This window comes from Solirhodobacter olei, assembly GCF_004010155.1.
Classification (GTDB): domain Bacteria; phylum Pseudomonadota; class Alphaproteobacteria; order Rhodobacterales; family Rhodobacteraceae; genus Solirhodobacter; species Solirhodobacter olei.
In genome coordinates this window covers 79,570-102,176 of sequence record NZ_RRYH01000003.1, presented here as the reverse complement: position 1 = coordinate 102,176, position 22,607 = coordinate 79,570, and the positions used below count along the sequence as shown (strand labels likewise).

General features: G+C 65.9%; 24 protein-coding genes. 17 read left to right on the top strand and 7 right to left on the bottom strand.

Translation table 11 applies throughout. The annotated features are described in order from the left end of the window. The first annotated feature begins 30 nt into the window (after window positions 1–30). Window positions 31–1,194: a dipeptidase gene (locus tag EIP85_RS02715; protein ID WP_127900615.1), complete on the top strand. Its 1,164-nt coding sequence runs from the start codon at window positions 31–33 to the stop codon at window positions 1,192–1,194. A 13-nt stretch (window positions 1,195–1,207) separates the two neighbouring features. On the opposite strand, the gene EIP85_RS02710 is transcribed toward EIP85_RS02715, so the two are convergent. The 5 genes from EIP85_RS02710 to EIP85_RS02690 all read right to left on the bottom strand — a co-directional run bounded on the left by EIP85_RS02710 (window position 1,208) and on the right by EIP85_RS02690 (window position 5,777). Further along, a complete protein-coding gene (locus tag EIP85_RS02710) occupies window positions 1,208–1,639 on the bottom strand; it encodes a baeRF12 domain-containing protein (protein WP_127900614.1) in 432 nt (143 codons plus the stop codon). Between the two features lie 121 nt (window positions 1,640–1,760). Beyond that, on the bottom strand, window positions 1,761–2,732 hold the full coding sequence (locus EIP85_RS02705; RefSeq protein WP_127900613.1) for a Gfo/Idh/MocA family protein: 972 nt from the start codon (window positions 2,730–2,732) through the stop codon (window positions 1,761–1,763). A 64-nt stretch (window positions 2,733–2,796) separates the two neighbouring features. Continuing rightward, the gene (locus EIP85_RS02700) at window positions 2,797–3,381 is read right to left on the bottom strand and encodes a YdeI/OmpD-associated family protein (RefSeq protein ID WP_127900612.1); all 585 of its coding nucleotides are present in this window, start codon (window positions 3,379–3,381) and stop codon (window positions 2,797–2,799) included. A 269-nt stretch (window positions 3,382–3,650) separates the two neighbouring features. Continuing rightward, complete coding sequence (rpoH, locus tag EIP85_RS02695; RefSeq protein ID WP_127900611.1) at window positions 3,651–4,547, bottom strand: RNA polymerase sigma factor RpoH; 897 nt, start codon at window positions 4,545–4,547, stop codon at window positions 3,651–3,653. A gap of 186 nt (window positions 4,548–4,733) precedes the next feature. Further along, window positions 4,734–5,777, bottom strand: a complete 1,044-nt coding sequence (locus tag EIP85_RS02690) for an RluA family pseudouridine synthase (protein ID WP_127900610.1) — start codon at window positions 5,775–5,777, stop codon at window positions 4,734–4,736. Here EIP85_RS02690 and EIP85_RS02685 point away from each other — a divergent pair. The 7 genes from EIP85_RS02685 to EIP85_RS02655 all read left to right on the top strand — a co-directional run bounded on the left by EIP85_RS02685 (window position 5,776) and on the right by EIP85_RS02655 (window position 12,785). Beyond that, complete coding sequence (locus tag EIP85_RS02685) at window positions 5,776–6,087, top strand: DUF6476 family protein (RefSeq protein ID WP_127900609.1); 312 nt, start codon at window positions 5,776–5,778, stop codon at window positions 6,085–6,087. The genes EIP85_RS02690 and EIP85_RS02685 overlap by 2 nt on opposite strands. Before the next feature lie 533 nt (window positions 6,088–6,620). Further along, complete coding sequence (locus EIP85_RS02680) at window positions 6,621–7,220, top strand: acetate uptake transporter (protein ID WP_127900608.1); 600 nt, start codon at window positions 6,621–6,623, stop codon at window positions 7,218–7,220. Between the two features lie 363 nt (window positions 7,221–7,583). Next, entirely contained in the window at window positions 7,584–8,927 is a 1,344-nt protein-coding gene (locus EIP85_RS02675; protein ID WP_127900607.1) for a substrate-binding protein, read from the top strand. Window positions 8,928–9,022: 95 nt separating this feature from the next. Next, window positions 9,023–10,054, top strand: coding sequence for a branched-chain amino acid ABC transporter permease (locus EIP85_RS02670; RefSeq protein WP_127900606.1), 1,032 nt, complete (start codon window positions 9,023–9,025; stop codon window positions 10,052–10,054). After that, window positions 10,055–11,251: a branched-chain amino acid ABC transporter permease gene (locus EIP85_RS02665; protein WP_127900605.1), complete on the top strand. Its 1,197-nt coding sequence runs from the start codon at window positions 10,055–10,057 to the stop codon at window positions 11,249–11,251. Between the two features lie 5 nt (window positions 11,252–11,256). After that, window positions 11,257–12,012 carry an ABC transporter ATP-binding protein gene (locus tag EIP85_RS02660; protein ID WP_127900604.1) on the top strand — a complete coding sequence of 252 codons (756 nt, stop codon included), beginning with the start codon at window positions 11,257–11,259 and terminating at the stop codon, window positions 12,010–12,012. 23 nt (window positions 12,013–12,035) lie between these two features. Continuing rightward, window positions 12,036–12,785: an ABC transporter ATP-binding protein gene (locus tag EIP85_RS02655; protein ID WP_127900603.1), complete on the top strand. Its 750-nt coding sequence runs from the start codon at window positions 12,036–12,038 to the stop codon at window positions 12,783–12,785. Between the two features lie 87 nt (window positions 12,786–12,872). Here EIP85_RS02655 and EIP85_RS02650 read toward each other — a convergent pair whose 3' ends face one another. Further along, a complete protein-coding gene (locus EIP85_RS02650) occupies window positions 12,873–13,565 on the bottom strand; it encodes a TetR/AcrR family transcriptional regulator (protein WP_127900602.1) in 693 nt (230 codons plus the stop codon). A gap of 131 nt (window positions 13,566–13,696) precedes the next feature. On the opposite strand from EIP85_RS02650, the gene EIP85_RS02645 reads away from it, so the two are divergent. The 4 genes from EIP85_RS02645 to EIP85_RS02630 all read left to right on the top strand — a co-directional run bounded on the left by EIP85_RS02645 (window position 13,697) and on the right by EIP85_RS02630 (window position 17,072). Beyond that, complete coding sequence (locus EIP85_RS02645; RefSeq protein WP_127900601.1) at window positions 13,697–14,863, top strand: HlyD family secretion protein; 1,167 nt, start codon at window positions 13,697–13,699, stop codon at window positions 14,861–14,863. A 36-nt stretch (window positions 14,864–14,899) separates the two neighbouring features. Continuing rightward, window positions 14,900–16,453 carry a DHA2 family efflux MFS transporter permease subunit gene (locus EIP85_RS02640; protein WP_127900600.1) on the top strand — a complete coding sequence of 518 codons (1,554 nt, stop codon included), beginning with the start codon at window positions 14,900–14,902 and terminating at the stop codon, window positions 16,451–16,453. Window positions 16,454–16,620: 167 nt separating this feature from the next. Continuing rightward, complete coding sequence (locus tag EIP85_RS02635) at window positions 16,621–16,821, top strand: DUF1127 domain-containing protein (RefSeq protein WP_241559869.1); 201 nt, start codon at window positions 16,621–16,623, stop codon at window positions 16,819–16,821. A gap of 17 nt (window positions 16,822–16,838) precedes the next feature. Next, window positions 16,839–17,072 carry a YjiS-like domain-containing protein gene (locus EIP85_RS02630; protein ID WP_127900598.1) on the top strand — a complete coding sequence of 78 codons (234 nt, stop codon included), beginning with the start codon at window positions 16,839–16,841 and terminating at the stop codon, window positions 17,070–17,072. A gap of 288 nt (window positions 17,073–17,360) precedes the next feature. Here the strand turns inward: EIP85_RS02630 and EIP85_RS02625 are convergent, their stop codons facing one another. Further along, complete coding sequence (locus tag EIP85_RS02625) at window positions 17,361–18,653, bottom strand: Nramp family divalent metal transporter (protein ID WP_127900597.1); 1,293 nt, start codon at window positions 18,651–18,653, stop codon at window positions 17,361–17,363. A 200-nt stretch (window positions 18,654–18,853) separates the two neighbouring features. On the opposite strand from EIP85_RS02625, the gene mntR reads away from it, so the two are divergent. From mntR to EIP85_RS22720, 5 genes are all read left to right on the top strand, one after another. After that, complete coding sequence (mntR, locus tag EIP85_RS02620) at window positions 18,854–19,303, top strand: manganese-binding transcriptional regulator MntR (RefSeq protein WP_127900596.1); 450 nt, start codon at window positions 18,854–18,856, stop codon at window positions 19,301–19,303. Between the two features lie 180 nt (window positions 19,304–19,483). Next, window positions 19,484–20,464 carry an ABC transporter substrate-binding protein gene (locus tag EIP85_RS02615; RefSeq protein ID WP_127900595.1) on the top strand — a complete coding sequence of 327 codons (981 nt, stop codon included), beginning with the start codon at window positions 19,484–19,486 and terminating at the stop codon, window positions 20,462–20,464. 16 nt (window positions 20,465–20,480) lie between these two features. Then, complete coding sequence (locus EIP85_RS02610; protein WP_127900594.1) at window positions 20,481–21,272, top strand: ABC transporter permease; 792 nt, start codon at window positions 20,481–20,483, stop codon at window positions 21,270–21,272. A gap of 1 nt (window position 21,273) precedes the next feature. Then, window positions 21,274–22,053 (top strand): ABC transporter ATP-binding protein, encoded by a 780-nt coding sequence (locus EIP85_RS02605; protein ID WP_127900593.1) that lies wholly within the window; start codon window positions 21,274–21,276, stop codon window positions 22,051–22,053. 367 nt (window positions 22,054–22,420) lie between these two features. Then, complete coding sequence (locus tag EIP85_RS22720; protein WP_164871624.1) at window positions 22,421–22,591, top strand: hypothetical protein; 171 nt, start codon at window positions 22,421–22,423, stop codon at window positions 22,589–22,591. Window positions 22,592–22,607: the final 16 nt, after the last annotated feature.

The following is a 22,607-nucleotide window of genomic DNA, read 5'->3' as shown; positions in this document are numbered from 1 at the left end:
ATATTTGGCCCAAGCTGATATGAGGGCGGAATGATCCTGATCGGTATCCTTGCAGTTTTGGTCCTCGCCACGGCCGGGTTTCTCGCCTTCGGGCCCGGGATCGCGGAGGCCGGGATGAACCGGGTGCTGCCGCATCGGCTTTGGCCGGTCTCCGATCGCGCGCGGGCGCTGCATGCGCGGCTGGTGATCGGCGACTGGCATTGCGACAGCCTGCTGTGGAACCGAGACCTGACGAAGCGCGGCAAGCGCGGGCATGTCGACATCCCCCGGCTGATCGAGGGCAATGTAGCGGTGCAGGTCTTCACCACCGTGACCCAGGTCCCAGCCGGCATGAACGTGGAAGAGAACCTCCGCCTCGGGCGCGACCGGATCACGGCGCTGGCCATCGCGCAGCTCTGGCCGGTGCGGAGCTGGGGCAGTCTCTGCGCGCGCGGGCTGCACCAGGCGGCGCGGCTGCACCGCTTTGCCCGGCGGATGCCGGAGGGGCTGAGGATCCTGCGGACGCGGGGCGATCTGTCCCGGCTTCTGGCCGAACGCGCGGCCGGGGCGCAGGTGGTGGGCGGGATCCTCGGCGCCGAAGGCGCGCATGTGCTCGAGGGGCGGCTGGAGAACCTCGACCGGCTCTGGGACGCCGGATTCCGGCTGATCGGGCTTCACCATTTCCTCGATACCGAGGTGGGCGGATCGCTGCACGGGGCAAGCCGGGCGGGGCTGACGGACTATGGCCGCGATCTGGTCCGGGCGCTGGTCGCGCGGGGGTTCATCATCGACCTAACCCATTCGAGCGAGCAGACCGCGCGCGACGTGCTGGCGATGACCGATGTGCCGCTGGTGGTCAGCCATACCGGCATCTGTTCGCATTGCCAAAGCCCCAGGAATTTCCCGGACGACCTGATGGTCGAGATCATGTCCCGCGGCGGGGTGGCCGGGATCGGATACTGGGCCGAGGTGATCGGCGACCCCTCGCCCGCCGGCATCGCCGGGGCGGTCAGCGCGGCGGTCGCGCTGCTGGGCGAGGACGCGGTGTCGCTCGGGTCGGATTTCGACGGGGCGGTGCCCGAGCCATTCGATGTGAGCGAGCTGGCTGCGGTCACCGAGGCCCTGCTCGCAGCGGGCCTCGATGAGGCGGTGATCGAAAAGGTGATGGGGGGCAACATGATGCGGCTCCTCGACCGGATGCTGCCGGAGGCATGAGCCCACCGCCCGGTCAGAACATCGTGCCCCGGGTGAAGAAGGCCGGCAGCCCTTCGGCCGGGACCTCCATCAGGTCGCGCTCGATATCGAAGACCAGCCGCCGCCGCATTGTGCGCGGAAGCGCCGCCCGCAGCAGCGAGAGCACCCGCGGCGGGGCCGCGATGACCAGCCGGTCGAAGGGCGCGGAGCATGCCCGCTCGGCCAGGATCTCCGCCAGGTCGCTGGCGAAGATCTCTCTCAGCCGCTCCTCCGTCCGCGTGCGTCTTTCGTAGACATGGGGCGGAGCGCCGACGGCGATGCGGCCGACCTCCTCCTCCCGGGCCTCCTCCAGTTCCGCGCGGGTGACGGTGAAAACATCCGTCAAACCCCGCCCGGCTCCTCGATTTTCAAGGAAGCGCACCCGATCCTCATTGGCAAGAACCAGAAGCGTTACCGTTTCATACATCCCGAACTCTCCTTTCTTTGGGCGGAGAGTTCTTTGCCCGGATTCGACGGGCGGACTTTGATCGAGATCAACTTTGTGTGATCATTCTATATCCAAGATACACTTTTTACGTGCGGCCGTTTCAGGGGCGTCCGGCGGCGGCATAGATCATGTCGATCATACGCTGGTTGCCGCGGGAGAACTCCAGCGGGCAGTCGTAAGGCGCGCCGTCGAGGACCGTCGCGTTGAACGCGTCGATCTGGACGGTGTACTGGTCCACCAGCGGGAAACGCTCGATCCGGGTCGCGCCGGAGCGGTCGCGGATCTCCAGCACGTCGTCGCCGTAGAGCTTCGCGTTGAAGGGCGTCGCGACCCGGATCCAGCCCTTGTCGCCGTGAAACAGCATGGACTGGTAGGGATGCATCCGCATCGAGACGTAGAAGTCGAGCGCGAAGCCGGGGAACTGGGCCGCGACCCGGGCGGTGGCGTCGATGCCGTGGTCCCAGTCGATCGAGGCGGTGATGGCGGTGGGCTCGTGCAGGGTCACGAAGCGGGTCACCACCGAGGGGTAGACGCCGATGTCGCGCAGCGCCCCGCCGCCCTGGGAGGCGTCATTGCGGATGTTGGCCGGGTCGTCGTTGAAGAAGGAGAAGCCGCCCTGGACCTGGCGGAGTTCGCCGATCTCGCCGCGCGCGATCAGCTCGCGGACCCGGTGCCATTGCGGGTGGTGGGTGACCATGAAGGCCTCTGCCGCGTGTTTGCCGGTTTCGTCCCGGACCTTGATGAGGTGGTCGATCTCCCCCGCCTTCAGCGCGATCGGCTTCTCGCAGAGCACGTGCTTGCCGGCGCGGAGGCATTTCTCGGTCCATTCGACATGGGCGCCGTTCGGCAGCGGGATGTAGATCGCGTCCACGTTCGGATCGGCCAGAAGCGCGTCGTAATCATGATGAATGGTGACGTCGCCGTAGCGGGCGGCGAGCGACTCGGCCTTGCCCGGCGTGCGGCTGGCGACGGCGGTCAGGCGGCCGCGGTCAGACATGTGGATGGCCGGGGCGAGCCATTCGCGGGCGATCTTGGCGGCGCTGAGGATGCCCCAGCGGACGGTGTTCGGCATGCTATCCTCCATTGCTTGGCGCGAAGCCTAGTGCGCGGCGGCGGGAATGAAAACGGGGGTCGGTTCAGCGGTCGAGAAAGCCGCGGCCGGCGAGGATTTTGGGCCGGCATTTCTCCACCCGCGCGGCGCGGGTGGCCGATTGCCGGGCCCCCGCGACATGGAGGATGTGGCTGCGGCGCCGGCCCGGGGTGAGCGCGTCGAAGGCGGTCTGGAGCGCGGGGTCCTCCTCGAGCCGGGCAAGGAGCTCCTCGGGGATCTCGAGATCGTCCTTGGGCATGTCGACCTTGAGGCCGGCCTGCTCGACCGCGATGGCGCTGGTGATCAGGGCCCTGAGCGCAGGCTCGGCGTCCCGGACCGCGGCGAGACCGGTGAATTTCACCGCGCGCATGGAACGGGAGTTCTCGCCCAGCGCGACCAGAAGGCCCTCCGGATCCTCGGCGAGGACGCCCTTGAAAAGGCCGATGCCGCAGGCGTCCTTGAAGCGCCAGAGCGTGGCGATATTGCCCCCATGGGCGGTGTAGCAGGGGCCGCGCCATTTGAAGGTTTCCTCGAGCGGGAGGGAGAGGAGGATGGCGCGCAGGGCGGCAAGCTCCGCCTGCCAGTCCGGCTTTTCGAAGAAGGCCTGGGTTCTGGGATTGCTTGCGGGCATCGCGGGCTCCTCCTGCCGGGACGGGCCGAGTGTGACGCGGGGCGGCGGGGCTGTCCACCGGGGGCGGCGGTGACGAGGGCCGGCGCCCGTCCGCGGGTGGTCGCTGACCCGGCCGGCTTCGCCCCCGGTTTCGGGCCGGGGGTGGGTGGTGAGGATGCGCGTCGCAGTGCGCGATCAATGTGCACCCTACGCCCAAACGAATAAGGCCCCGGTCCGTCTGCCAACGGGCCGGGGCCAGTCCGGTCGGAGACCGTCCGGGGGAGGAAAGATCAGGCTTCGGCCATCATGCCTTTCGCCTCGGCCAGCTGGCGCATGCGTTTTTGCAGCTTCTCGAAGGCGCGGACCTCGATCTGGCGGATACGTTCGCGGGAGACGCCGAATTTCTCCGACAAATCCTCCAGCGTCACCGCCTGATCGACAAGGCGGCGCTGGGTCAGGATCTCGCGCTCGCGCTCGTTCAGCACGTCCATCGCCTCGGCCAGAAGGCCACGGCGGGCCTCCAGTTCGTCGCGCTCGGCATAATCATTGGCCTGATCGGCGTCCTCGTCTTCCAGCCAGTCCTGCCACTGCGTGACGCTGTCGCCGTCAGAGCCGACCATGGCGTTCAGAGAGGCGTCGCCGCCCGAAAGCCGGCGGTTCATCGCCACGACTTCATCTTCGGAAACGCTCAGGTCCTTGGCGATCTGGGCCACGTTCTCGGGCCGCAGGTCCCCTTCCTCCAGCGCGCCGAGCTTCGCCTTGGCCTTGCGCAGGTTGAAGAACAGCTTCTTCTGGGCGCTCGTCGTGCCCAGCTTCACCAGCGACCACGACCGCAGGATGTATTCCTGGATCGAGGCGCGAATCCACCACATCGCGTAGGTCGCGAGGCGGAAGCCCTTTTCCGGGTCGAAGCGCTTGACGGCCTGCATCAGGCCGACGTTGGCTTCCGAGATCACCTCGGCCTGCGGCAGGCCGTAGCCGCGGTAGCCCATGGCGATCTTGGCGGCGAGGCGCAGGTGCGAGGTCACCATCTGGTGCGCAGCGCTGGCGTCCTGATGGTCGGCCCAGCGCTTGGCCAGCATGTATTCCTCTTCCGGTTCCAGCATCGGGAACTTGCGGATTTCCTGCAGATAACGGTTCAGCCCCTGCTCGGGCGAGGGTGCCGGGAGGTTGGCATAGCTTGTCATTCTTGGTCCCCCTTCCGCCCGGCCTCCCTGGCCGGGCCACACTGTCAATCGGCGACTTCGAACCGATCGGTTCAGATCTCATCTAGGCAGTCGAACCGATCGGTTCAAGGCCACATCGTCTCGTTTCGATAGTACAACGCGCGAGCGGCGGAAAACCGTCGCCCTTCACGGGAAACTTACCTGCGCCTACCGCGCGGCGCTGGCCGCGGCGCGAAGTTTGGCGGCGAGATCCGCCATATCCGCCGGCAGGGGCGCGGCAAAGGAAAGCGCCTCGCCGCTGACCGGGTGGACGAAGCCGAGCGTGGCCGCGTGGAGCGCCTGGCGCGGGAAGGCGCGCGCGGCCTCGACCGCCGGGCCCATGGATTTCGGCAGGCGGCGCTGACCACCGTAGACCGGATCGCCGATCAGCCCGTGGCCGGCATAGGCGAGATGGGTCCGGATCTGATGCGTGCGCCCCGTTTCGAGCCAGCAGTCGAGCAGGCTCGCCGCCGGGGGTACGCCGAAGCTTTCGGCGGCGCGGGCGCGGGTGACGGCGTGGCGGCCCCCCTCGAAGGTGACCGCCTGGCGCTGCCGGTCGGTCTTGTGGCGGGCGATCTGGGTGGCGATCTTCAGGATCCCGCCACCCTCGAAAGAGATGCCGCGCAGCCCTGCGAGGCGGGGATCTGCGGCGTCGGGCATGCCGTGAACGAGGGCGAGGTAGTGGCGGTCCACCGTGTGCTTCTCGAACTGGGCGGCGAGACCGTGGTGGGCGCGGTCGGATTTCGCCACCAAGAGCAGGCCCGAGGTGTCCTTGTCGATGCGGTGGACGATGCCCGGCCGCTTCTCGCCGCCGATGCCGGACAGGGTGTCGCCGCAATGGTGCAGCAGCGCGTTGACCAGCGTGCCGGTCCATTGCCCCGGCGCGGGGTGGACGGTCAGGCCGGCGGGCTTGTTCAGGACGATCAGCTCGTCATCCTCGAACACGATGTCGAGGGGGATGTCCTCCGCCACCGTCTCAACCTCGGTGGCGGGGCCGAGGCGGATGGCGATCTCGTCCCCCTCCGCCGCTCGGGCGCGGGGGTCGGTGGCGGGCGCGCCGTTGACGCTCACCGCACCCTCGGCGAGGAGCCGGCCGAGGCGGGAGCGCGAGAGGGCGGCTTCCTCTGGCACATCGCGGGCCAGCGCCTTATCAAGGCGCGCGGGCGGCACGGGGCCGATCCGGAAGGTGACCAGGCGGTCGGAGGGCGGCATGCAGGACTCCCCGGTGGACGACACGATCAGCCGAGACCCCACCCTGCGCCTTCTGAGGCGGCTGGTGGTGGGGCTGACGGCCACCATGATTGCGGGGCTGATAATCGTCGTGGCGGTGATTGTCATCCGCTTCCCGTCCTCGGGCGGCGATCTGGTGCTGCCGAAGGACATCCACCTGCCCGCCGGAGAGCAGGCGAGCGCAGTGACGCAGGGCCAGGGGTGGGTGGCGATCGTGACGGTGTCGGGCAAGATCCTCGTCTTCGACGGTCGCACCGGCAAGCTTCGCCACAGCTACGCCCTGGGCAAATGAGGGGCTGCGCGGGGCGCGCCCGGCAAAGCCATCCGGGGGCCTGGCGGAGCAAGCGATCGTAGTCTGATCCCGGCCCGGATGGCCGGCCCAGCAGTCTGCCGCGGCCGGGACATGACGTCGCATGACCTTGATAAAGCTGCAAATGGTGCGCCGAAGCCGCCCTCCGCGGCAGGCAACACGTTTGCGTGAGAGCGGGCCAACTCCACGAAATCAAAGGAAAGAAATATCTTGCGAAAAGGATATTTACACAATTTTCCGGATTTTAGTTCAAAGATTTACTATTTTTCTCTTTCTTATCAATTAGTTATTGAATTTTTTTCGCCATCAGGGCAGCATCCGACAGCTCGCGGCACGGCAGGAGGAGGCCAGGCGGCGGGCACGTCGAGCAGGCCCTGGGAGGAGTTCATGCCGACGTCGAACCGATCCCGCGCGGCGCCTCGCCGCGGGAAGGTCCATATCCCCTCCCGGCCGCAGATGGCGGCGCAACCGGAACCGAACGGCCCGCGCGGCCGACACTGAAGGATAGGAACGATATGGCTGTGACCGATACGACCGCAGAGCATTCCCAGCTCGCCCCCGCGCTCGGCAACCCCGCGGTGGTGGGCCTTGCCGGCTTCGGCATGACGACGATGGAGCTGCAGTTCCACAACCTCGGCTGGATCGGCGTCGCGCCGGTGATCTGGATCGGCTTCGTCTTCGGCGGCGTCGCCCAGCTGATCGCGGGCTTCCAGGAGCAGAAGACCGGCAACAACTTTGGCTTCTGTGCCTTTTCCGGCTACGGCGCCTTCTGGATCGCGCTCTGCGCCTATCTGCTGGGCTCCACCTCGGGCGACGGGATGCTGAAGCTGACCGACCATGACCTCGGCTTCCTGCTGTTCGGCTGGACGCTGTTCACCGCCGGACTCTGGATCGCCTCGTTCAAGATCTCCAAGGCGATGTGGTTCACCTTCCTGACCCTGCTTCTGGGCTTCATCGGGCTGGACCTCACGGTCTGGGGCATCGCGAATGTCGGCACGCTGGCGGCCTGGGACCTGATCGTCTGCGCGCTGGCCGCCTGGTACATGATGTTCCATGTGGTCTTCCTGAACACCTTCGGGCGGGACGTCCTGCCGGTGGGCAAGCCGCTCGCCTGAGCGCCGCAGAATCCGAATCACACCGCCGCCGGAGCGCTGCCCGGCGGCGGTTTCCTTTTCGGCGACCTCTCCGCCAACGCCCGGCGGAGAGGCCGTGCGCGCCGACCCGCCCCGACGCCGGAGGCGATCACGGCGGCACTCACGCAAGATCAAAATCTTGTGAATCCAATGGCCTTCTGCGGGCGCGAGAAAATTAGTTTTCAGATTGTCGCCGGAAATTGTTTATAGATTTTCATAAAAATCCTTAACTTTTAAAGGGTTGTTGCCAAATTTTCGCATTCATCGCATGATCTGAAGGTCCATCACGGGACCGTGAAGCGCGGTGAGGAGTGCGCGTCACGCAAAGCTCATGGGAGGAAATTCATGATCAAGAGGGATTTCACCCGCCGAGGTCTGCTGAAGACAGGCTCGGTGGCTGCTGCGGGGCTCGCCCTGCCAACGATCTTCACGTCGCGGGCCTCCGCCTTCACCAATGAACCGAAAGGCAGCACCGTCACCTTCGGCTTCAACGTGCCGCAATCGGGCCCCTATGCCGACGAGGGCGCGGACGAGCTGAAAGCCTTCCAGCTGGCCGTGAAGCATATCAACGGCGAGGGCGACGGCGGGATGCTGTCGACCTTCTCGTCCAAGGTGCTCGACGGCACCGGCCTTCTGGGCAAGAAGGTGGCCTTCGTCACCGGCGACACCCAGACCAAGACCGATGCCGCCCGGGCCTCGGCCAAGTCGATGATCGAGAAGGACAACGTCCTGATGATCTCCGGCGGGTCGTCCTCGGGCGTGGCGGTGGCGGTGCAATCGCTCTGCCAGGAAGCCGGCATCATCTTCATGGCCGGCCTGACGCATTCGAACGACACCACCGGCAAGGACAAGAAGCGCAACGGCTTCCGCCACTTCTTCGACGCCTACATGTCTGGGGCGGCACTTGGGCCCGTTCTGGCCAGCATGTACGGCAAGGACCGGAAGTTCTACATGCTGACGGCGGACTACACCTGGGGCTGGACCCAGGCCGCCTCGATGAAGTCCTTCATGGAGAAGGAAGGCTGGCAGATGGTCACGGACGTGCGCACGCCGCTCGCCGCGACCGACTTCTCGTCCTACCTCGCGCCGGTAATCAGTTCGGGCGCAGATGTGCTGATCCTGAACCATTACGGCGGGAACATGGTGAACTCGCTGACCCAGGCGGTGCAGTTCGGCATGAAGGACAAGCAGGTCAACGGCAAGACCTTCGAGATCGTCGTGCCGCTGATCTCCGAGCTGATGGCCAAGGGCGCGGGCAAGAACATTGCCGGCATCCCCGGGTCCTCGAACTGGAACTGGAAGCTGCAGGACGCGGGCACCAAGGCCTTCGTGCAATCCTACGGCAAGGAATACGGGGTTCCGCCCAGCCAGGCGGCGCAGACCTGCTACGTGCAGACGCTTCTCTACGCCGATGCGGTGACGCGGGCGAAGAGCTTCAACCCCTGCTCCGTCGTCGAGGCGCTGGAAGGCTACAAGTTCGACGGGCTCGGCAACGGCCCGACGCTCTACCGTGCCGCCGACCACCAGTGCTTCAAGGACGTGCTGGTCGTGACCGGCAACGAGAAGCCGGAGAACGAGTACGACCTTCTGAACGTCGCGCAGATCACACCGGTCGAAAAGGTGATGTACGAGCCCGACAACGAGTTCTTCAAGGGCGGAGATCTCGGCCAGTGCAACCCGGGCGCGTAACGAGGGCCTGAGTAGGGGGCCGGCCGGCGGAGATCGCCGGCCGGCCATTTCCGGTTTCGCGGCGAGCGGCGGCTTGCCCCCTGACGGGTGGGGATATGGACGCAATCATTCTGCAAATGCTCAACGGCCTCGACAAGGGCAGCGCCTATGCGCTGATCGCGCTGGGGCTGACGCTGATCTTCGGCACGCTGGGCGTGGTCAATTTCGCGCATGGCGCGATGTTCATGATCGGCGCCTTCTGCGCGGTGACCATGCAGCGCCTGCTGCATCTGAGCTTCACCGTGCTCGACCCGACGAAGAAGGACTTCCTCGGCAACCCGATGAAGGTCTCCACCCCCTATATCGAGCACTGGTTCGGCAAGGCCACCGGCGCCGCGATCCTCGACTGGTCGGTGCCGATCTCGATCCTGCTGGCGGTTCCGGTGATGGTGATCCTCGGCGTGGTGATGGAGCGGGGGCTGATCAAGCATTTCTACAAGCGCGCGCATGCCGACCAGATCCTGGTGACCTTCGGCCTGGCGATCGTGCTGCAGGAGATCGTCAAGCAGGTCTTCGGCGCCAACCCGATCCCGACGCCCGCGCCGCATGCGCTGGCCGGCGCGCTCGACCTTGGCGCGATGCTGGGCTTTGCCGCCAACACCATCGTCTACCCGGCCTGGCGGCTGATCTATTTCCTGTTCTCGCTGGTCATCATCGGCGGCGTCTTCGCCTTTCTGCAGTTCACCACATTCGGCATGGTCGTGCGCGCCGGGATGGCGGACCGCGAGACGGTGGGGCTTCTGGGCATCAACATCGACCGGCGCTTCACCATCATGTTCGGCCTGGCCGCTGCCGTCGCGGGGCTCGCCGGCGTGATGTACACGCCGATCAACTCTCCCAACTACCACATGGGGATGGACTTCCTGGTGCTATCCTTCGTCGTCGTCGTGGTCGGCGGGATGGGCAGCCTTCCGGGCGCGGTCGCCGCCGGGTTCCTGCTGGGGATCCTTGAAAGCTTCGGCTCGATGAACGCGGTGAAGGACCTGATCCCCGGGATCGACCAGATCATCATCTACGTGATCGCGATCGTCGTGCTGCTGACACGCCCGCGCGGGCTGATGGGCCGCCGCGGCGTGATGGAGGACTGAATGCTGGGCCTTGGCAAGAGAGACCTGATCTTCCTGGCCGTCGTGCTGGCGCTGACGCTGGCGGCGCCGGTCCTGCTCAACCCCTTTGCCGAAAACTCGGGGCTGGCGCAGTTCAACGCGGGCTACCCGGACCTGATGCAGCGTATCGCGATCTTCGCGATCTTCGCGGTGGGGTTCAACATCCTCTTCGGGCTGACCGGCTACCTGAGCTTCGGCCATGCCGCCTTCCTGGGCGTGGGGAGTTATTCGGCGCTCTGGATGTTCAAGCTGCTCAGCCTCAACATCATCCCGGGCATCATCCTTGCGGTGATCATGGGCGGGGTCTTCGCGCTGGCGATCGGCTATGTCTCGCTGCGCCGCTCGGGGATCTATTTCTCGATCCTGACGCTGGCCTTCGCGCAGATGTCCTACAACCTCGCCTATTCGGTGCTGACGCCGATCACCAATGGCGAGAGCGGGCTGCAGCCCGACCTGGGCGATCCGCGGATCCTGGATGCGGCGAGCAGCTCCGGTTCCGTGCCGCCGACCAATATCTTCGGGCTGGCGATGAGCGAGACCTGGAAGGTGGATTTCCTCGGCCGGGTCTTCCAGTTCAATGCGGGCTACTATGTCTGCGGGCTGATCTCCGTCCTGATGTTCTATCTGGCGCTGCGCATCTTCCGCTCGCCCTTCGGGATGATGCTGAGGGCGGTCAAGTCGAACCAGAACCGGCTGAACTACACCGGCCTGAACACCCGCCCCTACATGCTGACCGCCTTCGTCATCTCCGGCATGTATGCCGGGCTTGCCGGCGGGCTGATGGCGGCGATGGACCCGCTCGCCGGGCCGGACCGGATGCAGTGGACGGCCTCCGGCGAGGTGGTGCTGATGACCATCCTCGGCGGCGCGGGGACGATGCTGGGCCCGGTCCTTGGCGCGGGATTCATCAAGTATTTCGAGAACATCTTCTCGAAGATCAACGACCATGTGCTGCAGGGCTGGTTCTCGGTCTTCCCGCACTGGCTGCAGGATCTGCTTGTGACGATCTTCCACCCGTTCATGGGCAAGGGATGGAACCTGACGCTGGGGCTTCTGTTCATGCTGGTCGTCATCTTCCTGCCCGGCGGGCTGATCGAGGGCGGGAACCGGCTGATGCGGCTGACACGCCGCAGGCGGCGGGATGACGGGCCGCGGCCCAGCGAAGCACCGGCGGAGTGAGCGCGATGGGGATTCTCGAGGTCAAGGGCGTGGGCAAGCGCTTCGGCGGGCTGCAGGCGCTGGGGGACGTGAACCTGTCGGTGCGGGAAAACACCGTCCACGCCATCATCGGGCCGAACGGGGCGGGCAAGTCGACGCTGCTGAACTGCCTGGTCGGCAAGCTGATCCCGGACACGGGATCGGTGCTGTTCTCCGGCCAGTCGGTGCTGGGCAGGAAGCCGCATGAGATCAACCAGATGGGCATCAGCCGCGTCTTTCAGACGCCCGAGATATTCGGCGACCTGACGGTGCTGGAGAACGTGCTGATCCCCTGCTTCGCCAAGCGCGACGGAGCCTACCGCCTGCATGCCTTCGAAACCGTCGCGCATGAGGCGGAGATCAACGCCCAGGCGGAGGCGATGCTGAAGGGCGTGAAGATGTGGGAGAAGCGCGCGGCCCATGCCGGCACGCTCTCGCGCGGCGACAAGCGGCGGCTGGAGCTGGCCATGTGCCTTGCCCAGGGGCCGAAGCTGCTGCTGCTCGATGAGCCGACGGCGGGCATGGCGCGGGCCGACACCAATGCCACGATCGCGCTTCTGAAGGAGATCAAGGCGCGTGGCGACATCACCATGGTCATCATCGAGCATGACATGGAGGTGGTCTTCTCGCTGGCGGACCGGATCACGGTGCTCGCGCAGGGCACGCCGCTGGTCGAGGACGAGCCGGAGAAGATCAAGGGCCATCCGAAGGTCAAGGAAGCCTATCTGGGCGAAGCGCATTGACCGGCGCGCGGGAGGGAAAAGCCATGACCAAGCCGTTCAATCCGAACGCCAACCATGCCGAGACGGCGCCCGCCTTCCTCTCGGTCTGGGACATCCACGCCTATTACGGCGAAAGCTACATCGTGCAGGGCGTCAGCCTGAACCTGCACGAGGGCGAGATCCTCGCACTGCTGGGCCGCAACGGGGCCGGCAAGACCTCCACCCTGCGCGCCATCGCGCGGCTCGGCAATCCACGGCTCGCGGGGGGCGAGATCTGGCTCGACCATCAGCCGCTTCACCGGATGAGCGCGCATCAGGCAGCCGTGGCCGGCATGGCGCTGGTGCCGGAGGATCGGCGCATCATCCCCGGGCTGACGGTGGAGGAGAACCTGCAGCTGGCGCAGATCGTGCCGCCCGTGGGCTGGTCGCGGGAGCGGCTCTACGAGCTGTTCCCGCGGCTCGGCGAGCGGCGCAAGCAGGAGGGCGTGACGCTCTCGGGCGGCGAGCAGCAGATGCTGGCCATCGCGCGGGCACTTGCCCGGGATATCAAGGTTCTGCTTCTCGACGAACCCTACGAGGGCCTCGCGCCGGTGATCGTGGACGAGATCGAGAAGACGCTGAACGTCATCAAGGCCCAGGGCATCACCACGGTCCTGGTGGAGCAGAACGCGATCCGCGCGCTGAAGCTGGCGAACCGGGCGATCATCCTGGACACCGGGCAGGTGGTCTTCGACGGTTCCGCAAAGGAAGTGCTGGAGAACACCGAACTGCGCCACGAATACCTGGCGATCTGACCCAGGTCAGCAGGGCGTGGTGCTATTCCGTCGCTCCGGGCGCCCTCGGTTGATCCGCGAGGAGGCCCGGCAGGGCCGGCGGGCGGATCAGGCCTCGACGCCGTAACGGCAGAGGAACATCTCCAGCGCAGCATCGACGATGCGGGCGATCTCCGCCTCGGTCGGCGGCTTGGGCAGATGGCCAAAGAGGCGGCGGCGGAAAAGACCCGCCATCGACAGCTCGAAGAACTGCGCGGCGGCAAGCTGCACGTCAGGGATGGCGAGGCGGCCGGCCGCGACCTCTTCGCCCAGAAAGTCCTGGAGGATCTTCGAGCCGCGGGTGTTGCCGCGCTCGTAGAAGCGCAGGCCCATCTCCGGCATCCGCTCTGTCACGCCGATGATCACGCGATGAGCGCGGATCACGGGGTCGGAGCAGAGCTCTGTCGTCTTGCGGATGGCGTAGCGGCGCAGGCGTTCGGCGGTGGTGCCGTCCTTCTTCAGCTCCGCGTCGAGCGCGTCGAAGATCTGTTCGCGCTTATGCGCCATCAGCGCCTCGAACATATCCTCCTTGTCGCTGAAATAGACGTAGATCGTGCCCTTCGACACGCCCGCCTCGCGCGCGATATCGTTCACGGAGGCCGCGTCATAGCCCATGCGCTCGATCACCCGGTAGGCGCCGTCGAGGATCTGAAGCCTCTTCGCCGGGTCCTGCCCCGCGGCCAGCCGCAGCTTGCAGGAGGCCTCTGCCCCGTCGCCCTTCGGCCCGCCGGCGCGGCCCGCGCCCTTGTCTTGGATATTCATGACACTAGTTCCCCTTCCAGGAAAAATCGTCGAACCGCCCGGTTCGATTTCTCTTGAAATGGCATTCGAACAGCGTTATGTCAACGCCTCGAACCAAACGGTTCGGTACATTTTTTATCGGGATACGCGCAATGGACCAAGTGACAAAACCTGCCGGGTCGGCGGAAGACGCCCGTGACGCCGAAGTCAAACCGTTCCCCGGCCGGCACGAGGCCGAAGCCCCTGCCCCGAAGCCGCAGCCCGTCGCGGCCGCGCCGAAGAAGGGCGGCCGCAGGCGCCTGATCCTGGGGGCCGTGGCGCTGGTTGCGCTCGGCTTCGCGGCGAAGGAAGGCTATTATTACTGGACGACCGGCCAGTACCTGGTGTCGACCGATGACGCCTATCTGAAGGCGGACATCACCGCGATCGCGCCCAAGGTGCAGGGCTACGTGAAGCAGATCGCGGTGCACGAGAACCAGAAGGTCAAGGCCGGCCAGCTTCTGATGCGGCTTGACGACGGCGACTTCGTGAACGCGCTGAAGACGGCGCAGAGCCAGGTCAATACCCAGGAAGTGACGATCAACCGGATCGCCGCCCAGGTCGAGGCCGCCCGCGCCGCCGTGGAGCAGGCCGATGCGCAGAAGGTTTCCGCCAAGGCCGGGTTGAAGAACGCGCAATCGAAATACGACCGGGTCCAGGCGCTGGCCAAGAGCTCCGTCGCCGCGCAATCGGCGGTGGATGACGCCTCCGCCGCGCTCGACCAGGCGCAGGCGGCGGTCACCGGCGCGAATGCGGCGATCACGGCGGCCAAGGCCAATGTGAGCGTGCTGCAGGCGCAACGGGCCGAGGCGCAGAGCCAGCTTGCGAGCCTGAAGCTCGCCGTCGACCAGGCCCAGCGCAACCTCGACCGCACGGTGCTGCGCGCGCCGGTGGACGGGAAGGTGGCGAACCTCGCCGTGCATGTCGGCGATCTCGTCTCGCCGGGGCAGAAGATCGCCGCGGTGGTGCCGACGGATGCGATCTATATCGAGGCCAACTACAAGGAAACGCAGCTTCCCGGCATCGCGCCCGGCGAGACGGTGAACGTGACGATCGACGCGCTGCCGGGCCAGCAATTCCCGGGCATCGTGGCCTCTCTGGCGCCGGCGACCGGGTCCGAGTTCTCGCTGCTGCCGCCGCAGAACGCGACCGGCAACTTCACCAAGGTCGTCCAGCGGGTGCCGGTGCGCATCAAGCTGCCGAAGTCGCTGCTCGACTCGGGCAAGCTGCAGGCCGGGCTTTCGGCCGTGGTCAGCGTCGACAGCCGGTCGCGCCCCTAAGCGCGGCCGCAACCGGTTCAGGAAAGGAAGCACGTCATGGCGCCCGAGGGTTCCCTTACGCCGCGCCGGGTCTTCGCCTTCATGGCGATGGTCTTCGGCATGTTCATGGCGATCCTGGACATCCAGATCGTCGCGGCCTCGCTGAGCGAGATCCAGGCAGGCCTTTCCGCCTCGCAGGAGGAGGTGGCCTGGGTCCAGACCGCCTATCTGATCGCCGAGGTGGTGATGATCCCGCTGTCCGGGATCCTCGGGCGGATCCTGTCGACGCGGGTTCTCTTCACCGTTTCGGCGCTGGGGTTCACGGCGGCCTCGTTCCTCTGCTCGACCGCGACGACGATCGACCAGATGATGATCTATCGGGCGATCCAGGGCTTCATCGGCGGCGGCATGATCCCGTCGGTCTTCGCGGCGGCCTTCACCATCTTCCCGCCGTCCAAGCAGAACATCGTCTCGCCCCTGATCGGCCTGATCGCGACGCTGGCGCCGACCATCGGGCCGACCATCGGCGGCTACCTGTCGGACACCTATTCCTGGCACTGGCTGTTCCTGGTCAACGTGCCGCCGGGGATCTTCGTGGCCTTCGCGGCCTGGAACCTGATCGATTTCGACCAGCCGGAGCCCGGACTTCTGAAGCAGTTCGACTGGTGGGGACTGATCGGCATGGCGGGCTTCCTGGGCGGGCTGGAATACGTGCTTGAGGAAGGGCCCCAGCACGACTGGCTGTCGGACGGCATGGTGCGGACGATGGCGGTCATCTCCGTCGTCGGCTGCGTGACCTTCTTCGTGCGGACCTTCACGGTGAAGCTGCCGGTGGTGGATTTCTCCGCCTTCCGGAACGTCAACTTCGCCATGGGCTGCGTCTTCTCCTTCGTGCTCGGCATGGGGCTTTACGGGCTGACCTATCTCTACCCCGTCTACCTGGCCGAGATCCGGGGCTACGACAGCCTGATGATCGGCGAGACGATGTTCGTCTCGGGCCTGGCGATGTTCTGCACGGCGCCCTTCGCGGGGATGCTGTCGTCCAAGCTCGATCCGCGGATCATGCTGATCGTGGGGTTCCTCGGCTTCGCGCTGTCCTGCTGGCAGCTGACCTATATGACCGACCAGTGGGATTTCTGGGAGCTTCTGGTGCCGCAGATCCTGCGTGGCATGTCGCTGATGCTCTGCATGGTGCCGATCAACAACCTGGCGCTGGGAACCCTGTCGCCGATGAAGCTGAAGGGGGCCTCGGGGCTTTACAACCTGATGCGGAACCTCGGCGGCGCGGTGGGGCTGGCGATCATCAACACGCTGCTGATCAAGCGCGGCACGCTGCATTACGAGCGGCTGTCGGAGGGGCTGAACTGGGCCAATGCGCAGGCGATGGGCACCTTGCACACGATCCAGCAGGGCATGACCGCGGCCGGCGTGGCGGATCCCAGGATGGGGGCGCTTGCGCAGCTGTCCGGCATGGTCCGCAAGCAGGCGACGGTGATGTCGTTCATCGATATCTTCACGCTGCTGACGGCGCTCTTCGCGGCCCTGTCGCTGCTGGCGATCGCGATGCAGAAACCCGCCCCGCGCGGGGCCGGAGCGGGCGGCGGGCACTAGCCCGCCCGCCCCTTCCCAGCACACCCCCCATGGCCCCTCAGCCCTGCGCACAGCGTCGAGGCCATGCGTCGGAAGCATGACGGGAATGCTCTTTATCCCCCTTCGATTTCCTGTGGAAAAGCCTATTTCTGCAGTGCAGAAAAAAGACTGCAGAAACGGAAATGACGATGACCACCCTGACCACCAACCTGCCGGCAAACTCCGGCCTCGGGCTGTTCGCCCAACTGCGCGCCAAGCTGCGCCGCCACGCGGTCTATGTCCGCGTTTACAATGAGCTTTCGGCCCTGAGCGACCGCGAGCTGGAAGACATCGGACTGGTCCGCGGCATGCTTCGCGACGTCGCCTCCGAAGCGTCCGCCGAAGCCTGAACCCGGAGGATCGCAAGATGACTGCTACCACCACGACGCTGAGCGAAAACCGCGGCTCGATCACCCACAAGATTGCGGCCCTCCGCGAGACCTGGCGTACTGCCCGGGCGCGGCGCCGGATCTACGAGCGGGCGCTTTCGGAACTCAGCCAGCTTGACGAACGCGAGATGATGGACCTGGGCATCAGCCCCTCGATGTTCCATGAGATCGCCCTGCAGGAAGTCGCGCGCAAGCTGCCGCGGGCTGCCTGAAGACGGCCGGGGCCCGAAAGGGCCCGAGGCACGATACCACGATACCACGATACGACCGGGTTTCCCGCAGGCGGGGGCCCGGTCGATCCATTTTCGGGGGTCGGCACGCGGCGTGCGCAAGGCGCTGATGCGGCCTGAAAAATCCCCTGCCGATTCAGCACAGATTTCACACCGCTTTCGCACCGTAAAATACCGAAAACCGGGACGGTGGGGGGCCGGTTTGCGCAACACCCCTCTCGACGCCCGCCCCGGCGCCCCGCCCCTGAGCGTCCGGCCCGGCCGGGCCGGTCAGGCGAGGAAGGGGATCGGCACGCCGACGACCTGGGCGATCAGCACGGCGTTCAGCAGCAGCACCGCCCCGGCACCGATTACCGCCAGAACCCGCACCGCCGGGCCGTTGGCGAAGTCGCCCATCAGGTCGCGCCGGTTGGTGAAGATCACCAGCGCCACCATCGGCACCGGCAGCGCGATGGACAGAACCACCTGGCTCATCACCAGCGCGCGGGTCGCGTCCACCCCGAGGGCGACCACCACGAAGGCCGGGATCATCGTCACCAGACGGCGCAGCCAGATCGGGATCGTGAAGCGCACGAAGCCCTGCATGATCATCTGCCCCGCCATCGTGCCGACGACCGAGGAGGAGATGCCCGAGGAGATCAGCGACACCAGGAAGACCGCCGCCGCGAAGCCGCCCAGAAGCGGGGTCAGCGAATGATAGGCGGTCTCGATCTCGGCCACCTCGGAATGGCCGGCGTGGAAGGCGGCGGCGGCCATCATCACCATCGCCATGTTGATCATGCCAGCGACACCGAGGGCGAGGACGACCTCGACATTGGAGAAGCGCACGAGCTTTCGCCGGTCGGCGTCATTGCGCGCGACCGCCCGGTGCTGCGTCAGCCCGGAATGCAGGAAGATCGCATGCGGCATGACGGTGGCGCCGATGATGCCGACCGTGATGGTCAGCGCCGCCGCGTCGGGGATCCTCGGCACGACGAGGCCGGTGCCGGCCGCGGCCCAGTCGATGGGCGCGATGAAGAGCTCCGCCAGGTAGCAGAGGCCGATGATCGCGACGAAGGCGGTTATCACCAGCTCCATCGGGCGGAAGCCGCGGCCCTCGACCAGCAGGATCACGTAGGTGACGATGGCGGTGACGCCCATCCCCGCGAGCAGCGGCAGGTTGAAGAGCAGCGCGAGGCCAAGCGCGCCGCCGAGGAATTCGGCAAGGTCGGTGGCCATTGCCGCGATCTCGCTGACGAGCCACAGCACGATCACCACGGGGCGGGAGAACTGGTCGGCGCAGATTTCGGCCAGGTTGCGGCCGGTGACGATGCCGAGCTTGGCCGAGAGCGCCTGAAACAGCATGGCGATCAGGTTCGCCATCAGCACGACCCAGAGCAGGCTGAAGCCGTAGCCGGAGCCCGCCTGGATGTTCGTCGCGTAATTGCCGGGGTCCATGTAGGCGATCGAGGCGATCACCGCCGGCCCGGCAAAGACCAGCATGGAGCGGATGCCCCCGCCCCTGCCCGCCAGCACCTCGGCAATCCGCTGCTGGGTGCGGCTGGTCATCGACGTGTCGCTCATATGCCTGTCTCGCGGTCCCGGCTGCCCTGGCTCCGAAATGTAGCCTTGGCTACAACCTTGTCAATGGGGCACCGGCATTAGCCCCGGCGTCACATTGTGGTGACAGCGTCGTTTACAAGGCCGGGCTGCCGCCGTATGGTCTCGGCCCACTCTTCCGCCGCCGGCCAAGGCCGCCCGGGGCAACCGACGGAGCGGTCATGATGACCCACGAACCCCCCGCCGATCCCGACGATCCGGCACTGGCCGCCGCCCAGGCGGAACGCTTCAGCCAGGCGCGCACCGCGCAGGCGCAGGCGCTGCTGGAAGACTACACCGAGATGATCGACGACCTGATCCGCGAGCATGGCGAGGCGCGGATCACCGACATCGCCCGGCTGATGGGCGTCGCGCATCCGACCGCGACCAAGGCCGTGGCCCGGCTGAAGCGCGAGGGGCTGGCCGTCTCCCGCCCCTATCGCGGGGTTTTCCTGACCGAGGCGGGCGCCGAGATGGCCGAGCGCGTGCGCTCTCGCCACCGGGTGGTGGTGGATCTTCTGATCGCGGTGGGGGTCCCGCCCGAATCGGCCGAGCGCGACGCGGAGGGCATCGAGCATCATGTCTCCGACGAGACGCTGATGGCATTCGAAAGATTTCTCGGCGGGCGGGGCTGAGCGCCTCTTTTTTGACCAAAGGCTTAACGGCTCGTCAGCCGCCTGCGGGTGAGTCGTTGCCCGGCAATCAAATCCGCTCTAGCGTTCGTGATGCCGGGCCCGCTCTGCCCGGCGGAAGCGACCGGCCGCGCGAAGACGGAACCGGCGCCAATGACAAACGAAACAACAGGAGAGATCGAAATGTCGGTTCATTCGCGTTCGTTGCGGGCGCTTGCGCTTGCTGCGCTCGTCACCGTCTCGGGGACGGGCCTTGCCCAGGCGGCGAAGCTGTCGATCGGGCTGTCGACCTGGGTCGGCTACGGGCCGCTCTACATCGCCCAGGCCCAGGGGTTCTTCAAGGATGAGGGGCTGGAGGTGAACCTCTTGAAGATGGAGGACCCGAAAACCCGGATGCCGGCGCTGATCGCCGACCGGATCGACCTTGCGGCGACCACCATCGACACGGTGCTGAACTTCTATTCCAAGGATCACCCGCTGACCTATGTCTTCGCGATGGACGACAGCCATGGCGGCGACGGCATCGTGGCGAAGGATTCGATCACCTCGGTGGCCCAGCTGAAGGGCAAGAAGGTCGGCTATGCCGAGGGGTCGGTGAGCCAGTTCTTCCTTGCGGTGCTGCTGAAGCGCGCCGGGCTGACGCTGAAGGACGTGCAGACCCAGAACATGACCGCGGGCGACGCGGGCGCGGCCTTCGTGGCCGGGCGGCTTGACGCGGCGGTGACCTGGGAGCCCTGGCTGACCCGCGGCAAGCAGGCCAAGGGCGGGCACCTGCTGATCGACAGCTCCACCACGCCGGGGCTGATCACCGACATCATCACCACCACCGACAAGTTCGCCAAGGCGCATCCCGAGGAGCTGAAGAAGCTCTATGCCGCCTGGGCCAAGGCCGTCGAATGGCAGAAGACCCACGTTGAAGCGGCCGACAAGATCATGGCCAAGGGCGTGGGCGGCTGGCTGGACGACCCGAAGACCTTCGCCGAGACCCGCGCGGGCGTCATCTATTACGACGCGGCGATGAACAAGTCCTTCATGGGAACCAAGGCCGCCCCGGGCACGATCACCAAGACGATCGCGGATGCAGAAGAGATCAACAAGCAGGCAGGGCTGAGCGATGTCTCCGTGCCGCCGGCGGACCTGATCACCTTCGGCATCGTTCAGTAAGGCATCGGCAGGCAGCATGGCCCAGAATTACTTCGCTCCGAAGGTCGAGATTCCTCGGCCTCTCTACGTGAGTCTCGGCATCGCCTCGGTGGCGGTCGTCTTCGGGCTGTGGTGCCTGCTCACCTACGGCGGGTTCACCCCGCCGGATTTCCTTGCCCCGCCCGACCAGGTGGCGGCGGCGGCGATCAAGCGGATCGGCAACGGTTCGCTTCTCGACAATACCGAGGCGAGCCTGACGGTGATCCTGCTGGGTTTCCTGTTCGCCTCGGTCCTGTCGGTGCCGCTGGGCATCCTGATGGGAAGCTTCAAGGTGGTGGAGGCGCTGATCGAGCCGATCACCGGCTTCATGCGCTACATCCCCGTCTCGGCGCTGATCCCGCTGCTGATCCTGTGGATCGGGATCGGGGTGGAGCAGAAGATCATGGTGATCTTCCTTGGCACGTTCTTCCAGCAACTCATCCTGATCTCTGATGTTTCCGCGCGGGTGTCGAAGGATCTGATCGACTGCTCCTACACGCTGGGCGCCACGAAACGGCAGGTGATCTGGCGCGTCCTGCTGCCGGCCTGCATGCCAGGGGTGATGGACAACCTGCGCGTCACAATGGGCTGGGCCTGGACCTATCTGGTGGTGGCAGAGCTCGTCGCCGCGAACTCCGGCCTCGGCTACATGATCCTGAACGCGATGCGCGGGCTTTTCACCGACGTGATCCTGCTTGGCGTCTTCACCATCGGGATTCTGGGTCTGATTACCGACATGATCTTCAAATTTGCCCGCCGGCGCCTGCTGCCCTGGTCGGCCGAGTTCTGATATGGCTTTTCTCGACATCACCGACGTCACCGTCCGCTTCACCCCCAAGCGCAAGCCCGCCGTGCTGGCGCTCGACAGGGTTTCCCTCGGGGTGGAGGACAACATGTTCTCTGTCATCGTCGGGCCCTCGGGCTGCGGCAAGTCCACGCTCCTGCGGCTCGTCGCCGGGCTGCAGGAGGCAACCTCCGGCCAGATGACGCTGGACGGAAAGCCGATCCGCGGGCCCTCGGCCGAGCGCGGGATGGTGTTCCAGAGCTATACGCTCTTCCCCTGGCTGACGGTGCGCGACAACGTCATGTTCGGGCCGAAGCTGAAGCGGAAGGGCCCGGCCGAGAGCGGGCGGATCGCCGACGAGCTGATCGCACAGGTCGGCCTTGCCGGCTTCGAGAAGAGCTATCCGAACGAGCTTTCGGGCGGGATGCGGCAGCGCGTGGCGCTGGCCCGCGCGCTGGCCAACGATCCGAGGATCCTTCTGATGGACGAGCCCTTCGGCGCGCTCGACAGCCAGACCCGGCAGCTGATGCAGGAGCTTCTTCTGTCGATCTGGCAGAAGCACCGCAAGACCGTGCTGTTCATCACCCATGACATCGACGAGGCGATCTTTCTTGGCGACGTGGTGCATGTGATGACGGCCCGGCCGGGCCGGATCAAACGCTCCATCCCGGTCGAGATGGAGCGGCCGCGGGGGATCGAGGCGCTGACATCGGAGCCCTTCATGGCGCTGAAGCGCGAGGTCCTGGGCCTGATGCACGAGGAGGCCGTGATCGCCGATCGCGGCTGATCCGGCCGCCCCTCGGGGCTGTCCAATTCCGAACAAATTCGAATGGGCATGGCACGGGAATTTCTTCCCGAGGCCAATTGCGCGCCATATTCCGGAGAATAAATGAAAAATTGTCAGCTTAACGGAACGAATGCATTGTGTCTTCGTTCCGCCATGATTGCGCATGACTTCTCCTAGGTCATAACAAGCGGCGCACATAATTGCGCCTCGAATCGGACGGCATAGTGGGTGTCAGAAGGCAGGCGACGGCACGGAGGCAGATGCCACCCGGAACGGCGCCAAGGCCCGAAAACGACAACAACGCCCGGGTAATCCGGGTATAACACACTGAAAACGCACCCGAACCATCTCTGCCAGGAGAACTGCCATGATCGAGAACTTTGCTGAAAAAGCCCGCCAGGGTCGCATCTCCGCCCTCCGCACGCTCGACCACAACGCCGGTGCTGGCGTCAGCCGCTCGGGCCGCAACTCGGCCAACGCGAAGCTGTTCTTCCTGTCCCGCCGGCACGACCCGAACAAGAACATCTTCGCCTTCTGAGGCGTCCCGTCATTCC

Excerpts from the sequence above, each read along its gene's own strand:
- EIP85_RS02700 (WP_127900612.1), bottom strand. The coding sequence starts at position 3,381 with ATGCCCGCAAGCAATCCCAGAACCCAGGCCTTCTTCGAAAAGCCGGAC.
- EIP85_RS02705 (WP_127900613.1), bottom strand. The coding sequence starts at position 2,732 with ATGCCGAACACCGTCCGCTGGGGCATCCTCAGCGCCGCCAAGATCGCC.
- EIP85_RS02690 (WP_127900610.1), bottom strand. The coding sequence starts at position 5,777 with ATGCCGCCCTCCGACCGCCTGGTCACCTTCCGGATCGGCCCCGTGCCG.
- EIP85_RS02650 (WP_127900602.1), bottom strand. The coding sequence starts at position 13,565 with ATGAATATCCAAGACAAGGGCGCGGGCCGCGCCGGCGGGCCGAAGGGC.
- mntR (WP_127900596.1), top strand. The coding sequence starts at position 18,854 with ATGACCCACGAACCCCCCGCCGATCCCGACGATCCGGCACTGGCCGCC.
- EIP85_RS02670 (WP_127900606.1), top strand. The coding sequence starts at position 9,023 with ATGGACGCAATCATTCTGCAAATGCTCAACGGCCTCGACAAGGGCAGC.
- EIP85_RS02630 (WP_127900598.1), top strand. The coding sequence starts at position 16,839 with ATGACTGCTACCACCACGACGCTGAGCGAAAACCGCGGCTCGATCACC.
- rpoH (WP_127900611.1), bottom strand. The coding sequence starts at position 4,547 with ATGACAAGCTATGCCAACCTCCCGGCACCCTCGCCCGAGCAGGGGCTG.
- EIP85_RS02685 (WP_127900609.1), top strand. The coding sequence starts at position 5,776 with ATGCAGGACTCCCCGGTGGACGACACGATCAGCCGAGACCCCACCCTG.
- EIP85_RS02610 (WP_127900594.1), top strand. The coding sequence starts at position 20,481 with ATGGCCCAGAATTACTTCGCTCCGAAGGTCGAGATTCCTCGGCCTCTC.
- EIP85_RS02675 (WP_127900607.1), top strand. The coding sequence starts at position 7,584 with ATGATCAAGAGGGATTTCACCCGCCGAGGTCTGCTGAAGACAGGCTCG.
- EIP85_RS02660 (WP_127900604.1), top strand. The coding sequence starts at position 11,257 with ATGGGGATTCTCGAGGTCAAGGGCGTGGGCAAGCGCTTCGGCGGGCTG.
- EIP85_RS02655 (WP_127900603.1), top strand. The coding sequence starts at position 12,036 with ATGACCAAGCCGTTCAATCCGAACGCCAACCATGCCGAGACGGCGCCC.
- EIP85_RS02625 (WP_127900597.1), bottom strand. The coding sequence starts at position 18,653 with ATGAGCGACACGTCGATGACCAGCCGCACCCAGCAGCGGATTGCCGAG.
- EIP85_RS02680 (WP_127900608.1), top strand. The coding sequence starts at position 6,621 with ATGGCTGTGACCGATACGACCGCAGAGCATTCCCAGCTCGCCCCCGCG.
- EIP85_RS02640 (WP_127900600.1), top strand. The coding sequence starts at position 14,900 with ATGGCGCCCGAGGGTTCCCTTACGCCGCGCCGGGTCTTCGCCTTCATG.
- EIP85_RS02615 (WP_127900595.1), top strand. The coding sequence starts at position 19,484 with ATGTCGGTTCATTCGCGTTCGTTGCGGGCGCTTGCGCTTGCTGCGCTC.
- EIP85_RS02665 (WP_127900605.1), top strand. The coding sequence starts at position 10,055 with ATGCTGGGCCTTGGCAAGAGAGACCTGATCTTCCTGGCCGTCGTGCTG.
- EIP85_RS02605 (WP_127900593.1), top strand. The coding sequence starts at position 21,274 with ATGGCTTTTCTCGACATCACCGACGTCACCGTCCGCTTCACCCCCAAG.
- EIP85_RS02635 (WP_241559869.1), top strand. The coding sequence starts at position 16,621 with ATGACCACCCTGACCACCAACCTGCCGGCAAACTCCGGCCTCGGGCTG.
- EIP85_RS02710 (WP_127900614.1), bottom strand. The coding sequence starts at position 1,639 with ATGTATGAAACGGTAACGCTTCTGGTTCTTGCCAATGAGGATCGGGTG.
- EIP85_RS22720 (WP_164871624.1), top strand. The coding sequence starts at position 22,421 with ATGATCGAGAACTTTGCTGAAAAAGCCCGCCAGGGTCGCATCTCCGCC.
- EIP85_RS02645 (WP_127900601.1), top strand. The coding sequence starts at position 13,697 with ATGGACCAAGTGACAAAACCTGCCGGGTCGGCGGAAGACGCCCGTGAC.
- EIP85_RS02715 (WP_127900615.1), top strand. The coding sequence starts at position 31 with ATGATCCTGATCGGTATCCTTGCAGTTTTGGTCCTCGCCACGGCCGGG.